Annotated in this window: 14 protein-coding genes; 11 read left to right on the top strand and 3 right to left on the bottom strand. The window is 73.3% G+C overall.

Features of this window, described 5'->3' with window-relative positions; genetic code table 11:
* Positions 1–241 precede the first annotated feature (241 nt).
* Positions 242–1,249 carry a cell wall anchor protein gene (locus ACFY3U_RS01420; protein WP_387192993.1) on the bottom strand — a complete coding sequence of 336 codons (1,008 nt, stop codon included), beginning with the start codon at positions 1,247–1,249 and terminating at the stop codon, positions 242–244.
* Between the two features lie 252 nt (positions 1,250–1,501).
* Here ACFY3U_RS01420 and rsmD point away from each other — a divergent pair, with 252 nt between their 5' ends.
* The 10 genes from rsmD to ACFY3U_RS01370 all read left to right on the top strand — a co-directional run bounded on the left by rsmD (position 1,502) and on the right by ACFY3U_RS01370 (position 11,158).
* A complete protein-coding gene (gene rsmD, locus ACFY3U_RS01415) occupies positions 1,502–2,065 on the top strand; it encodes a 16S rRNA (guanine(966)-N(2))-methyltransferase RsmD (RefSeq protein WP_387192990.1) in 564 nt (187 codons plus the stop codon).
* Positions 2,062–2,550: a pantetheine-phosphate adenylyltransferase gene (gene coaD / locus ACFY3U_RS01410; protein ID WP_387192987.1), complete on the top strand. Its 489-nt coding sequence runs from the start codon at positions 2,062–2,064 to the stop codon at positions 2,548–2,550. Before rsmD ends, coaD begins: the two co-directional genes overlap by 4 nt.
* A gap of 127 nt (positions 2,551–2,677) precedes the next feature.
* Positions 2,678–3,175: a hypothetical protein gene (locus ACFY3U_RS01405; RefSeq protein ID WP_387192984.1), complete on the top strand. Its 498-nt coding sequence runs from the start codon at positions 2,678–2,680 to the stop codon at positions 3,173–3,175.
* A 148-nt stretch (positions 3,176–3,323) separates the two neighbouring features.
* The gene (locus tag ACFY3U_RS01400) at positions 3,324–3,887 is read left to right on the top strand and encodes a YceD family protein (protein ID WP_387192981.1); all 564 of its coding nucleotides are present in this window, start codon (positions 3,324–3,326) and stop codon (positions 3,885–3,887) included.
* Positions 3,888–3,892: 5 nt separating this feature from the next.
* A complete protein-coding gene (gene rpmF / locus ACFY3U_RS01395; protein ID WP_088646032.1) occupies positions 3,893–4,066 on the top strand; it encodes a 50S ribosomal protein L32 in 174 nt (57 codons plus the stop codon).
* A gap of 126 nt (positions 4,067–4,192) precedes the next feature.
* Complete coding sequence (locus tag ACFY3U_RS01390; protein ID WP_387194105.1) at positions 4,193–5,167, top strand: phosphate acyltransferase PlsX; 975 nt, start codon at positions 4,193–4,195, stop codon at positions 5,165–5,167.
* 85 nt (positions 5,168–5,252) lie between these two features.
* A complete protein-coding gene (gene rnc / locus ACFY3U_RS01385; RefSeq protein WP_387192978.1) occupies positions 5,253–6,119 on the top strand; it encodes a ribonuclease III in 867 nt (288 codons plus the stop codon).
* Positions 6,112–6,969 (top strand): bifunctional DNA-formamidopyrimidine glycosylase/DNA-(apurinic or apyrimidinic site) lyase, encoded by an 858-nt coding sequence (gene mutM, locus ACFY3U_RS01380; protein ID WP_387192975.1) that lies wholly within the window; start codon positions 6,112–6,114, stop codon positions 6,967–6,969. The genes rnc and mutM overlap by 8 nt, the downstream gene beginning before the upstream one ends.
* A 234-nt stretch (positions 6,970–7,203) precedes the next feature.
* The gene (locus ACFY3U_RS01375) at positions 7,204–9,423 is read left to right on the top strand and encodes an MMPL family transporter (protein ID WP_387192972.1); all 2,220 of its coding nucleotides are present in this window, start codon (positions 7,204–7,206) and stop codon (positions 9,421–9,423) included.
* A 229-nt stretch (positions 9,424–9,652) separates the two neighbouring features.
* Entirely contained in the window at positions 9,653–11,158 is a 1,506-nt protein-coding gene (locus ACFY3U_RS01370; RefSeq protein ID WP_387192969.1) for an MFS transporter, read from the top strand.
* A 94-nt stretch (positions 11,159–11,252) separates the two neighbouring features.
* Here ACFY3U_RS01370 and ACFY3U_RS01365 read toward each other — a convergent pair whose 3' ends face one another.
* Positions 11,253–12,044, bottom strand: a complete 792-nt coding sequence (locus ACFY3U_RS01365; protein ID WP_387192967.1) for an endo alpha-1,4 polygalactosaminidase — start codon at positions 12,042–12,044, stop codon at positions 11,253–11,255.
* 315 nt (positions 12,045–12,359) lie between these two features.
* Positions 12,360–13,676 (bottom strand): CAP domain-containing protein, encoded by a 1,317-nt coding sequence (locus tag ACFY3U_RS01360; RefSeq protein ID WP_387192965.1) that lies wholly within the window; start codon positions 13,674–13,676, stop codon positions 12,360–12,362.
* A gap of 373 nt (positions 13,677–14,049) precedes the next feature.
* Here ACFY3U_RS01360 and ACFY3U_RS01355 point away from each other — a divergent pair, with 373 nt between their 5' ends.
* Positions 14,050–14,244: a hypothetical protein gene (locus tag ACFY3U_RS01355; protein WP_007456482.1), complete on the top strand. Its 195-nt coding sequence runs from the start codon at positions 14,050–14,052 to the stop codon at positions 14,242–14,244.
* Positions 14,245–14,383 lie beyond the last annotated feature (139 nt).

Below are 14,383 nucleotides of genomic sequence, written 5' to 3'. Positions count from 1 at the left end.
CCGCGGCCACGCTCACCGCGGCCACGCTCACCGCGGCCACGCTCACCGCGGCCACGCTCACCGCGGCCACGCTCACCGCGGCCACGCTCACCGCGGCCACGCTCACCGCGGATGTGGCTCAGCCAGGGGTCGGGGTTCGAATGGGGGTGAACCGAATTGACCGTCCGTCCTGCCCCGTCGACACGGCGAGGGCGCGCCGACCGGTCGGTCGACGCGCCCTCGGTGGAGCTGATGCCGTTGATCAGGCGGTGAAGCGGACCCGACGACGGCGGGCGATCACGAAGAGCACCGCACCCGCGCCGAGCAGCAGCACGGCGACACCGGCGATGCCGGCGGTGGCGGCGCCGGTGACCGGCAGGCCACCGCCCTGACCCTCGCAGTCGTCCGGCTTGGTCCAGGAGACGGCGTCCTTCGCGTCACCCTGCTCGCCCTCGACGCTCGGGGTGATGGTCAGGCCCTCGTACGCCTCGAAGGAGACCTCGGTCTTCTTGCCGGGGACCAGCTCGAGCTTCTTCGACTCACCCTTCTCGGTGGTGAAGACGATCGTCAGGGCGATGCCGTCGGCCGGGTTGTCGGCGGTCACGGTCAGCGCGTCGCAGCTTGAGATGATCTCGAAGGCCGGGGCGTTCGGCTTCTCCGGCACCAGCGGGCCGGTCGGCTCGCTGGGCTGCGGGGTCGGCGAAGGCGAGGTGGGAGGGGTGGTCGTCGGCGCCGGGCTGCTGGGCTCGGCGGTGACGCTCGGGGACGGCTCCACGGTGGGGCTGGGCTCCGTGGTGGGCGTCGGCTCCGTGGTCGGCGTCGGCGCCGGGGTGGTGGCCGTGGGGGTCGGCTCCGGTTCCTTCTCGCACGGGCCGGTCAGGTTCGCCGTGCCGGTGGCGGTGTTCTTGATCTGCCGACCGTCGCGGTACCACTCGGCGCTGACCTTCAGCTCCGCCTCGTTGCCCTTGGTGACGATCTGCTGGCCGTGCAGCTCACCGTCGGTCGCCTTGGGCAGGTCGGCACCGGCGGCGATCCCGGTGATCTCGGTCGCGGACGGCGTCCAGATCGAGGTGATCTTGCCGGCGAGGTCGCGCTCGCTGTTCGCCACCGTCCAGTCGACCCGGAGGTCGCCGGACTTCAGCTCGCACGCCGTACCGGACACGATGGAGTGGTGGGCGCTGGCCGGGGAGGCGGCGAAGGCGATGCCCGCCAGGCCGAGCAGCGTACCGGCGGCCACAGCGGTGGCACGCCGGAAGTTCAGACGACTCACGTCTACTCCTGTTTAGGGGAACCGGAGGAAGGGGTAGGCGGACGGAAGGACACACACCACGCCCAACACCCGGCAGACCTTAGCGATCCCTCCCGATGAGTTACAGCCCTCAGTAAGCCCTAAGGGTGATGTTGCTGATTCGTGATCTTACATATACGAGAAGTAATCGAATCGGTGCGGAGAGATCATGGGTCGCCGTCGCGTGAGCCAGCGGGCGGTCGCGTAGCGTCGGGGCATGCACAGGGGGCAGCCGTGACCCGGATCGTGGCCGGGACGTTGGGCGGGCGGCGGATCGCCGCGCCGCCGGGCGCCGGCACCCGGCCCACCTCCGACCGGGTCCGCGAGGCGTTGTTCAGCGCGATCCAGGCCGAGGTCGATCTCACCGGCGCGCGCTTCGCCGACCTCTACGCCGGCTCCGGTGCGGTCGGGCTGGAGGCGCTGTCCCGGGGCGCCGGGCACGTGCTGCTGGTCGAGTCGGACGCCCGGGCCGCGCGGGTGCTCCGGGAGAACATCGCCACGCTGCGGGCCGCGCCCGCCGCCCGGCTGGTCACCGGCAAGGTGGCCACCGTGCTCGCGAGCGGTCCCGGTGAGGAGGCGTACGACGTGGTCTTCGCCGACCCGCCGTACGCCGTACCGGACGAGGAGATCACCGCGATGCTGGCCGCGCTGGTCGACGGCGGCTGGCTGGCCGCGGACGCCCTGGTGGTGGTGGAGCGGTCCAGCCGCACCGGCCCGGTCCACTGGGTGGAGGGTGTCACTGCCGAGCGCAGCCGGCGGTACGGCGAGACCACCCTTTGGTACGGTCGCCGATCATGAGACGTGCGGTGTGTCCCGGCTCGTTCGATCCGGTCACCAACGGACACCTCGACATCGTGGGACGGGCCAGCCGGCTCTTCGACGAGGTGATCGTGGGCGTGCTGGTGAACCAGTCCAAGAGTGGCCTGTTCACCGTCGAGGAGCGGATCGAGATGCTCCGCGAGGTGACCGCCTCGTACCCGAACGTCCGGGTCGAGTCGTTCCGCGGCCTGCTGGTGGACTTCTGCCGCGCGCAGGACGCCAGCGTGTTGATCAAGGGCCTGCGCGCGGTCAGCGACTTCGACTACGAGCTGCAGATGGCCCAGATGAACATCGGCCTGGCCGGCGTCGAGACGCTCTTCATGCCGACCAACCCGCTCTACTCCTTCCTCTCCTCCAGCCTGGTCAAGGACGTGGCCAAGTGGGGCGGCGACATCTCCTCGTACGTCCCGGAGCGGGTCCGCGAGGCGCTGCAGGCCAGGCTGGGCCCGACCGCGGGAGACTGACCGCGACGCGCCGCGCCGGGGTGGTGGGGGAGTCGTTCGACCGGGCGAGACATGATGTCTACAGCGGGGACCCGGCCGTAACCCGCATCATGGAGGTCGGCCGACGGACGACAGGAGTGAGGTACCGGTGGACCCGCTCGATCGCATCGACGAACTGATCGCCATGGTGGAGCAGGCCCGCTCCGTGCCCATGTCGCGGAACAACTGCATGGTCGACCGGGGCGAGATGATCGCGGCCCTGGACGAGATGCGCGCCGACCTCCCCGCCGACCTGCGCCGCGCCGCCGCCCTGCTGGAGGAGCGGGACAAGATCATGGAGGCCGGCAAGCGGGAGGCCGACCGGATCATCAGCGAGGGTGAGGCGGAACACGCCCGCCTGGTCTCGGTGAACGAGATCACCGTCTCCGCCGAGCACGAGGGCGCCCGGATCATCGCCGAGGCCCGGGCCGAGGCGCAGCGGCTGCGGGACGAGGTCGACGACTACGTCGACACCGCGCTGGCCAACTTCGAGCAGTTCCTCACCCGGGCCCTGGCCTCGATAGAGCGCGGCCGGGACAAGATGCACGCGCTGCGGGAGATCGGCACCTTCGGTGGGGACGAGGCGGAACGCCCGCTACCCTTCTGAGCGGCGCCTCACCGCCGACGGCGGCACCCACCGCCGACAGCGGCACCTCACCCGCCGACAGGCAGGCCGGACGACGCCCCCGGTTCGACGATCGGGCGGCCGTCCAGGTAACCTCTTTTGTCGGCCTCTCACCGGCCGGAGTCTGACTATGCCCAAGCACTCGTCTTCATCACTCAACCCCAGGGCGCCGCTGGTCCTCGACACGAGGGACCTGCCGCGTCGCCCTGGTGCGTTGCGTACCGTGAAGCGGGTCGTGCCGGCACCGGCGGACCTCGGCGTGGAGATGATCGGCGTGCCGGAGGGCGCGGACCTCGACCTCGACCTGAGGTTGGAGTCGGTGTCCGAGGGCGTGCTCGTCTCAGGGACCGTCAGCGGTCCCGTCCAGGGCGAGTGCGGGCGGTGCCTGCGCGAGATCAACGACTCGTTGGTGGTGAACGTCCAGGAGCTGTACGCGTACGCGAACAGCACCACGGACGAGACCACCGACGAGGACGAGGTGGGCCGGATGCAGGACGATCTGATCGACCTGGAGCCGGCGCTGCGGGACGCGGTGGTGCTCAAGCTGCCGACCAACCCGCTCTGCCGGGAGGACTGCCCAGGCCTGTGCCCCGAGTGTGGGGTGCACTGGGACGATCTGCCGGCCGACCACAGTCACCAGCAGATCGACTCGCGTTGGGCGAGCCTGTCGCAACTGAACCGTACAGAGGAGTAGGAACCGTGGCCGTCCCGAAGCGCAAGATGTCGCGCAGCAACACCCGGTCCCGCCGGGCGAACTGGAAGGCGGCCGTGGTGGCGACCGTGGCCTGCCCGCAGTGCAAGTCCCCCAAGCTGCCGCACGCGGCGTGCTCCGTCTGCGGCACGTACAACGGCCGCCAGGTTCTCGAGGTCTGACCTGGACGCCCAGTGACGCCCCCGACCCCGGGTCGGGCGGCGCGCACACCCAGGCGATCCCCCGGTGCCCCGGCTCCCACCGCCGACGGCCGGCCCACCCCGGCCGCCGCGGCGAGGGAGCCGGGCATCGCGCGGATCGCCGTTGACCTCCTCGGCGGGGACGACGCTCCCGCCGTCGTGGTTGACGGCGCTCTGCGGGCCGTGCGAACCGACCCCGACCTGCACCTGCTGCTCGTCGGCCCGACCGAGGTCGCGGCCGCGGTGGTGCACGCCCTGACCCCGGTGCAGCGCGCCCGGATCACGGTCCGCCCGGTCCGCGCCGGCGCCGGCGCCGCCCAGCACGCGCCCCGCGCCGACAGCACCGTCCGCGCGGCGGTGGCCGCCCTGCGGGACGGCACCGCCGACGCCCTCGTCTCCGCCGGCTCGACCGGCGCCACCGTCTCCGCCGCCGCGCTCGGGCTCGGCCGCTGGATTGACGTCCGCCGGCCCGCGCTGGTCGCCACCCTGCCCGCGGTCGCCGGCCCGGTGGTGCTGCTCGACGTCGGCGGCTCGCTGGAACCCCGCCCCACCACCCTGGTCCGCAACGCCCTGCTCGGCGCCGCTTACGCGGCCGTCGCGCACGCCGTCGCGGCGCCCCGGATCGGGCTGCTGTCGGTCGGCACCGAGCCGGGCAAGGGGGACCGGCCCCGCCGGGCCGCCGATCCGCTGCTGGCCGCCGTGCCGCTGCCCTGCGACGCCCGCTACGTCGGCCTGGTCGAGGGGTACGACGTCTGCGTCGGCGCGCGCGCCGACGTGGTGGTCACCGACGGGTTCACCGGTAACGTGCTGCTCAAGGCGATCGAGGGGGCGTACGCGATGGCCGGTGGGCCGGCTGCGGGCGGCGGCGCTCCCCGGGCGGCCGCCCTGCTCGGCGTGGCCGGGACGGTGGTGGTCTGCCACGGCGCGGCGGCGGGGCCGGACGTCGCCTCCGGCATCGCGCTCGCCGCCCACCTGTGGCGGCGGCGCGCCGTCGACCAGGTCCGCGCCCTACTCGAGGACGCCCCGACGGATCTTCCGCTCGGCGACAGCACGGACAGCACCGACAGCGGGATCCGCACGTGATCCCGGCCGTCGCGAACGAAGAGATCATGATGAGTGCGAGGAGTGGGCTGCGGAGCCTCGCAGTCGCGAGTAGCGAGGTAACGGCATGACGAACGACAGACGGCGGCGGGCTCCGATCGGGCACCTGGAGGAGGCGTTCGGCGTGACGCTCGATTCCGAGCTGCTGGAGCGCGCGCTCACCCACCGCTCGTACGCGTACGAGAACGGCGGGCTGCCGACCAACGAGCGCCTGGAGTTCCTCGGCGACTCGGTGCTCGGCGTGGTGATCACCACGGCGCTCTTCCGCAACCACCCGGACCTGCCCGAGGGGCAGCTGGCCAAGCTGCGGGCCAGCGTGGTCAACATGCGCGCGCTGGCCGACGTGGCCCGCGGCCTCGGCCCGGACGGGCTCGGCGCGTACCTGCTGCTGGGCAAGGGCGAGGAGAGCACCGGCGGCCGGGACAAGGCCAGCATCCTGGCCGACACCCTGGAGGCGCTGCTCGGCGCGATCTACCTGCAGTACGGCCTGGACACCGCGGCGATCGTCATCCACCGGCTGTTCGACCCGCTGATGGCCGAGTCCGCCGGTCGGGGCGCCGCGCTGGACTGGAAGACCAGCCTGCAGGAGCTGACCGCCGCGCTGGGGCTGGGGGTGCCCGAGTACCGGATCGAGGGCGCCGGCCCGGACCACCTCAAGACGTTCACCGCCTGGGTGGTGGTGGCCGGCAACCGGTACGGCGGCGCCGAGGGGCGCAGCAAGAAGGAGGCCGAGCAGCGGGCCGCCGAGTCGGCCTGGCGCGAGCTGACCGAGCAGGCCGAGCGGGACGCCCAGGCCGAGCAGGAAGCCACGGCAGCGCAGGCAGAGCGGGACGCACAGGCTGAGCGGGACGCCCAGGCCGGGCAGAACGGGCAGGCCGGGCAGGGCGAGCGGGAGGCGCCGGCGGAGCAGGAGGCGGGGCTGGGCCGTGCCTGAGCTGCCCGAGGTGGAGACCGTCCGGCAGGGGCTGGCCCAGTGGGTCACCGGCCGCCGGATCTCCACCGTGGAGGTACGCCACCCGCGCGCCGTCCGCCGGCACCTGCCCGGTCCGGCGCACTTCGCCGACCTGCTGGCCGGCCGTACGGTGACCGACGTCCGGCGGCGCGGCAAGTACCTCTGGCTCCCGCTGGACAGTGGGGACGCGCTGATCGGCCACCTCGGCATGTCCGGGCAGCTGCTGATGCAGCCGGCCGAGGCGGCCGACGAGCTGCACCTGCGGGTCCGGTTCCGGTTCGCCGACGACGGGCCGCAGCTGCGCTTCGTTGACCAGCGCACGTTCGGCGGGCTGTCGGTCAGCGAGGGCGGCGCCGAGCTGCCGGCGGAGATCGCGCACATCGCCCGCGACCCGATGGACCCGGAGTTCTCCGACGCCGACTTCGTGGCCGCGCTGCGCCGGCGGCGCACCGAGGTGAAGCGGGCGCTGCTGGACCAGACCCTGCTTTCCGGGGTGGGCAACATCTACGCCGACGAGGCGCTCTGGCGGGCGAAGCTGCACGGCGCGCGGCCGACCGACGCGCTCACCGGCCCGGCCGCCGGCCGGCTGCTCGGGCACGTCCGGGACGTGCTCGGCGCGGCGATCAAGGAGGGCGGCACCAGCTTCGACGCCCTCTACGTCAACGTCAACGGCGAGAGCGGCTACTTCGACCGGTCGCTGAACGTGTACGGGCGGGAGGGCGAGCCCTGCCGGCGGTGCGGCGCGCCGATCCGGCGGGAGGCGTTCATGAACCGGTCGTCGTACAGCTGCCCGCGCTGTCAGCCGCGACCCCGGGGCGCCCTGAGGGGATGACCCTGAGCGAGGTTCGGGGTTGCGCCGGTGTGCCGACCCGCGCCGCTCCGGCCGTACCCCGGGAAAGCGCCGGCTTTCGGGCCTCTTGCCCGCTTGGTCGACCGGGTCGGCGCCGGACGGACGCCGTCCGGCGGGTCCGGGACGAGCCGGGGCCGTTCCCCGATGTCCACGGTCGCCGTTCTCCCTAGCGTCAGCAGCGTCGGCAGGGGGCCGATGTCTGGAGGGGGACCCGTGATGGGCAGGAGACCGGTGACCGTGCGGCTGGCGCGGTGGAGCGCCGAGCACCCGTGGCGCGCGATCGCGCTGTGGGTGGTGTTCGTGGCGGTGTGCTTCGTCGGCGGCAACGCGGCCGGCCTCAAGGAGGCCACCGATGCCGACCTGGCGATCGGTGAGTCCGGCCGGGCCGACGTGATCGTCACCGAGGGGAACTTCGACGACCCGGCGGTGGAGAACATCCTGATCACCCCGCGGGCCGGGACCCTCGACCAGGGTGCGGCGCGGGCCGCGGCGACGGACGCCACCCAGCGGCTGCGCCAGCTGACCGGGGTGGCCTCGGTGGGGGCGCCGGTGCCGTCCCACGACGGCGGCGCGCTGCTGGTGCCGATCACCATGTCGGGCGACCCGAAGACCGCCTCGGACCGGCTCCAGCCGCTGCAGGACGCCACCGCCGGCGTCCAGGCGGCGCACCCGCAGCTGCGGGTCGAGCAGGTCGGCGGCCCGTCGGTGAACAAGGCGCTCGACGACACCCTCGGCAAGGACTTCAAGCGGGCCGAGCTGCTCAGCCTCCCGGTCACCCTGGCCATCCTGATCGTCGCGTTCGGCGCGCTGATCGCCGCGGGCGTGCCGGTGCTGCTGGCGCTCTCCTCGGTGGCCGCCGCGATGGGCCTGTCCACCCTCGCCTCGCACCTGGTGCCGGCGACCGACACCACGGCCAGCGTGATCCTGCTGATCGGCATGGCCGTCGGGGTCGACTACTCGCTGTTCTACGTTCGCCGGGAACGGGAGGAACGGGCCAAGGGGCGGGCCGGGCTGGACGCGGTGGAGATCGCCGCGGAGACCTCCGGGCACGCCGTGGTCGTCTCCGGCTTCGCGGTGATCATCTCGATGGCCGGGCTGCTGCTGGCCAACGACGCGGTCTTCTCGTCGCTCGCGGTCGGCTCGATCCTGGTGGTCGCGGTCGCCGTCACCGGCTCGCTCACCGTGCTGCCGGCGCTGCTGGCCAAGCTGGGCCGCTGGGTCGACCGGCCCCGGGTGCCGCTGCTGTGGCGGCTCACCGCCCCGCGCGCCGGCCGGCACGGCCAGCCGGCGGGGCCGCGGTTCTGGCCCGCCGTGCTGCGCCCGGCGTTGAAGGCCCCGCTGGCCACCCTGGTGATCTCGGTGGGTCTGCTGCTCGCCCTGGCCGCGCCGGCGCTCGGCATGAAGCTGAAGTTCCCCGGCATGGAGGACCTGCCGCGCACCACGCCGGCCATGCAGGCGTACGACCGGCTCACCGCCGCCTTCCCGAGCACCGGCACCACCCACCGGGTGGCCGTCCGGGCGCCCGCCGAGCAGGCCGACCGGGTGCGGGTGGCGCTGACCGGGCTGGCCGGCCGGGCCGGTGCCGACCCGCTGTTCGCCCCGGTCGAGGGGGACGGCCCGAAGATCCAGGTGTCGGCGGACCGCCGGGTGTCGGTGCTGGAGGTCGCCACCCCGTACGCCAGCCGGGACGAGCGGGCGGCGCGCTCGCTGCACGAGCTGCGCGACGACCTGCTCCCGGCGGCGATGCGCGGCATCCCCGGCGTCGAGTACGCGGTCGGCGGCGGCGTGGCCGGCAGCGAGGACTACGCGCAGCACATCGAGGAGAAGCTGCCGATCGTGATGGCGTTCGTGCTGGCGCTGACCTTCCTGGTGATGACCTGGACGTTCCGCTCGGTGGTGGTCGCGCTCACCTCGATCGTGCTCAACCTGCTCTCCGCCGGTGCCGCGTACGGGCTGCTGGTGCTGGTGTTCCAGGGTGGCTGGGCGGACGACCTGCTCGGCTTCACCTCGATGGGCGCGATCGTCTCCTGGCTGCCGCTGTTCCTGTTCGTGGTGCTGTTCGGGCTCTCCATGGACTACCACGTGTTCGTGGTCAGCCGGATCCGCGAGGGGATCCGGGCCGGGATGACCAACCGGGACGCGGTGGCGTACGGCATCACCTCGTCGGCGGGGGTGGTGACCAGCGCGGCGATCGTGATGGTCGGGGTGTTCTCGATCTTCGCCTCGCTGAGCACCATCGACATGAAGCAGCTCGGTGTCGGGCTGGCCGCGGCGATCCTGCTGGACGCCACGATCATCCGCGCGGTGGTGCTGCCGTCGCTGATGACCCTGCTGGGCGACGCGAACTGGTGGGCGCCGAAGTTCCTGCGGCCCCGACCCGCGGCCGGGCCGGCCGACCCGCCGGCGCCCGCCCCGGAGCTGGTCGGCGCTCGCTGACGAGGGGCCGACGCGGGCCCGGACCGGCGATGGTCCGGGCCCGCGCGCGTGCGCGCGTAGCAGGGTGCTGCTGGCAACAAGCTGGCAGCCGGTGAAAAACGGCACCCTGGGTGTTTCCGGAGGATTAATCGGCTGGTGGGCTGGGCATCTGGGCCGCCATGGATGAACAGCTGACCCCCGGGGCCCGTCGCCGCGCCCCGGTCACCCCCACACCCCGCCGGAGCGCGCCATGAGCGCCGACGCGCAGATCGGCACCGTACGCACCAACGTGCCCGCCCGGCTGGACCGGCTGCCCTGGTCCCGCTGGCACTGGATGATCGTCATCGGTCTGGGCACCGTGTGGATCCTCGACGGCCTCGAGGTGACCATCGTCGGCAACCTCTCCGGCAAGCTCGCCGAGCCGGGCAGCGGCCTGAGCATCACCCAGAGCCAGGTCACCGGCCTGGCCGCGGCGCTCTACGTGGCCGGCGCCTGCGTCGGCGCGCTGCTGTTCGGCTGGTTGACCGACCGGTTCGGCCGCAAGAAGCTGTTCATCCTGACCCTGGGCGTCTACCTGGTCGCCACGGCGATGACCGCGCTCTCCTTCGACACCTGGTGGTTCTTCCTGTTCCGGTTCCTCACCGGCATGGGCATCGGCGGCGAGTACGCGGCGATCAACTCGGCGATCGACGAGCTGATCCCGGCCCGGCACCGCGGCCGGATCGACATCATCATCAACGGCACCTTCTGGCTGGGCGCCGCGATGGGCGCGCTGCTGACCGTCCCGCTGCTCAACGGCCTGCCCACCAACGTCGGCTGGCGGGTCGCGTTCGGCCTCGGCGCGGTGCTGGGCGTGGTGATCCTGCTGGTCCGCCGGCACGTGCCGGAGAGTCCACGCTGGCTGTTCATCCACGGCCGGGCCGACGAGGCGAACCACCTGGTCGACTCGGTCGAGGCCGAGGTCAAGCGGGAGACCGGCAAGGAGCTGTCGGAGGCCGACAGCTACATCGAGATCAAGCAGCGCCGCAGCACCAACTTCCTGGAGATCGCCAGGACGCTGTTCGCCCGCTACCCGAAGCGCGCGATCCTCGGCTTCTCGCTCTTCATCGGGCAGGCGTTCCTCTACAACGCGATCACCTTCGGCTTCGCCCAGATCCTGGAGACCTTCTTCAAGGTCCCGCCGGGCAACAGCGGCTACTACTTCGCGGTGATCGCGGTCGGCAACCTGCTCGGCCCGCTGCTGCTGGGCCGGCTGTTCGACTCGGTCGGCCGGGTGCCGATGATCGCCGGGTCGTACATCGTCTCCGGGGTGCTGCTGCTCGGCACCGCCTGGCTGTTCCACACCGGCGTGCTCAGCGCGACCACGATGACCGCCTGCTGGTGCGTGGTGCTCTTCTTCGCCTCCGCCGGGGCCAGCGCGGCCTACCTCACGGTCAGCGAGATCTTCCCGATGGAGACCCGGGCGATGGCCATCGCGTTCTTCTACGCGATCGGCACCGCCGCCGGTGGCATCACCGGCCCGCTGCTGTTCTCGAAGCTGGTCGGCACCGGGCAGGTCGGCGACACCGTGCTCGCCTTCGTGATCGGCGCCACCGTCATGATCATCGGCGGCATCGTCGAGCTGGTGCTCGGCGTCAAGGCCGAGGGCAAGTCGCTGGAGGACCTGGCCACCCCGCTGTCGGCCGAGCACGCCGACGTGCCGCGCCAGCGCGGTGCCGGGACCCCCGCGCCGGCCACCGACGCCGCCGCCGGCTGACCCCGGCCCGACCCGACGCCGCCCCGCCGCCCGCCGGCCGGGGCGGCGTCGGGTTCGGCCCCGGCCACCCCGGGGGGTACGCGGACAGCCTCCCTCAGGTCAGCCGGCAACTCTCCCGCCAGGCCGACAGGTCCCGGGTCTTGCGGATCGACGAGAAGCCGTATCCGAGCGTGGTCACGCAGAACCGGGCGGTCGCGCCGGCGTACTCCACGTGGAACACCGGCTTGTCGGCGTCGGCGAACGGCGTCAGCTTCGCGCACTGCCGCAGCCGTACGCACTCCTCGTCGACCGCGAAGTCGAAGTCCGGTGCCAGCGCGGCCACCTGGCCCACGTCGTTCATCAGCCCGGGGGACAGGTCGAGCGAGCGGGCCAGGGCGGCCAGCCGCCGGTTGAACAGCAGTTGGTCGTCGAAGGTCAGCCCGAAGCCGGTGCGGTGGGCGTACCCGTCGGCGTCGGCCAGCGCCACCGAGCCGAAGCCCTTGCCCCGGCAGAGCCGGAACCGGTCGGCCAGCACCGGTTCGAGCGCGTCCCACCGGCGCACGTCCAGCCAGCGGCTCTGCGGCCGGCGGGCGGGGGTGCCGCGTACCGCCGCCGGGAAGCGGGTGGCGTCCGGGTCGCCCGCCGCGAACGAGCCGACCTGCACCTGGCAGATCAGCCGGCGGTCCCGGGCCCGCAGCGCGGAGGTCTCCGCCGCGGTGACGCGTACCGGGTCGAGCAGGAAGACGTCGGCGTCGACCGTGGTGTCGATCGGCCCGCTCAGCTGCCACTGCCACTGCCAGCGGTGCGCGGATGCCGCCGGCCAGGGCGTCGGGGCGCCCGGCGGGACGACCGGGGTGCGGCAGCCGTACACCGGGATCAGCAGGACGACCGCGACGGCGGCCGGCACCGCCCGGCGGACCCCTCCCCGTCGGGCGCCGTGGCCCGGGCCGACCCGCGCCCGCCGACCCGTCCGGCTCCGTCCCGCCTGGCGGGGCGCCGTCGCGGCCTCGGCCGATCCTGCCTCGCGGGCGTCGATCGGCGGCCCGGCCGGTGCGGGGCGCCGTGGCCCGTTGCGCCGCGCTGGCAGCCGGATCCGCATCGGCAGCTCCCCGGTCCGGGGCCGGCGCCGTCGCCGCCCGCCTCTACCCGGGACAAACGACCGCCCCCCGCCGACGACGCGGTGGGCGTCGGCGGCGAGGGGCGGCGTGGGGAGGTGCGAGGGTCAGCGCGGGGCGGCGAAGTCCTGGGTCCAGTACGGCCCGTTGCTGCTGGCCACGCCGACACCGATCTCGGTGAAGGCGCAGTTGAGGATGTTGGCCCGGTGGCCGGGGCTGTTCATCCAGGCGTCCATCACCGCGGCCGGGGTCTGCTGGTTCCACGCGACGTTCTCGCCGTAGGTGCGCCAGGAGTAGCCCACCCGGTCCAGCCGCTGGCCGGCGTCGCTGCCGTCGCTGCCGGTGTGCGTCATGGTGCGGTGGTCGGCCTGGTCCTGGCTGTGCCGCTGGGCGGCCAGCGTGAGCTTGTCGTTCACCTTGAGCGCGCCGCAGCCGGCCCTGGCCCGCTCGGCGTTGACCAGGTCGACGACCTGCCGGGCCTGGCTGCTCATCCCGGCGCTGAGCGCGGTGGCGCCGCCGCCGGTGGTGGCCGGGGTGGTGCGCTCCCGCTGCGTGCTCCGGCGGGACGGCGCCTCGGTGGTCCGCCGCGGCGCGGGCGCCTGGGTGCGGCTCGGCCGGGGGGACGGCTTGGCGGTGGTCGGCGAGGCGCTGGGCGACGCGCTCGGCGACGCCGTCGGGGAGGCGGTCGGCGAGGCGGTGTCGGTGGTGGCGCCGTCCACGGCCGGCGGCACCACGGGCGCCTCGGCGACCGTGCCGTCGTACCCGGTCCGGTCGGTGTCGTCGCCGCCGCCGGGCAGCACCAGCGCGCCGATGCCCAGGCTGACCACCAGGGTGGCCGCTGCGGCGGCGCCGCCGATCAGCAGCGGGCGGGGGAGCCGGCGGCGTCGCTCGTCCTCGCCTGCCCGGGCGTCGGCGCGCTCGCCGAGGGCGAACGGGGAGACTGTCGGCACGTACCGGGTGGCGTCCCGGTCCACCGGCGGGGTGACCGCGGTCCGGTCCCCGTACGGCTGGTAGGGGGCGTCCGCGTACGAGGCGCGCCCGGCGTACGGGTGCTCCGCGTAGTGGGTCTGCTCCGGGTATCCGGCCTGCTCCGCGTACCCGGGCCGGTCGTCGTGCCAGGCGGGCTCGGCGTACCCGGCCGGCTCCGCGTAACCGTTCTGCTCGGCGTACCCGGTCCGCTCGGCGTACCCGGCGGGCTCGGCGGGGTGCGCGGCGTCCTGGGCGGACGGGGACGGCTCGAAGCGGCCGGTCGGCGCGTCGGTCCACCCGTCCCGCCCCGGCTGCCGGGCCGCGTCCGGCTCGTCGCCGAACAGGTACGCCGAGCGGGGCTCGGGGCGGTCGCGCAGCCAGGAGGGCCGCTCGTCGACCGGCCGGTCCTGCCGGGCGGCGTCGTCCTGCTCGTTCGGGTCGGTCCAGCCGTACACGCCTGTCGCCTCCACGGGGTCGGTTGCGGGCCGCAGTGACGGTACGGGTGCCCGTTGAACTGCGGCAACGTGGCTAAGGAAGAGTTAAGGCGAGTTGGACTCGCGAGGTGACCGTACGCACATTCCGGGGCGTACAGTTAAGGAGTCCGGACAGAGCGTGTCCGAGCCTTGCGGCCCCCCGGCAAGTGGGACAGGGAAGACGTAGAGATGATCTACGGCCTGCGACAACTTGACGAAGGAGGGGTTCTCGGCTCAATATATAGGTGTCGCCAGTCGCGCCCGGTCATGCCCGCATAACGGCGGGTGGGCAGCCGCGAACACTAATGGGCGCGCGTTGGCCGGCCTTTCCGGCAGCGCATATCAAGGAGTCAGCATGGCTAAGGCCCTGTACGGCCACGTGGGAGCGGCGCCCGACCGGCGTCTGCTCGACGAGGTCACCCGACTGCGTGCCAGGGTTCAGGCACTGGAGTTCGAGATCACGCGTCTGCGTGCCGACAATGATCGGCTCGCGGCGGCGGCGGCGGAGGCGGACGACCTCCTGCGGCTGGCCGAGCCCGCGCTCACCTGATCTTCAGCGTCGGAAAACTGAATCGCACCACCAAGAAAACGCGCGCCGACACTTAAAGTGCCGGCGCGCAGCTCTGTCCGCCACATATCGCCGCCGCAATTTCGCGATCTTGCGCGAGCCGCTGCGGAACGGGCGCGAA

Origin of the sequence: Micromonospora sp. NPDC000089, from assembly GCF_042899365.1 — a bacterium.
GTDB lineage: Bacteria > Actinomycetota > Actinomycetes > Mycobacteriales > Micromonosporaceae > Micromonospora.
This window is presented reverse-complemented; position numbering and strand designations above follow the sequence as displayed.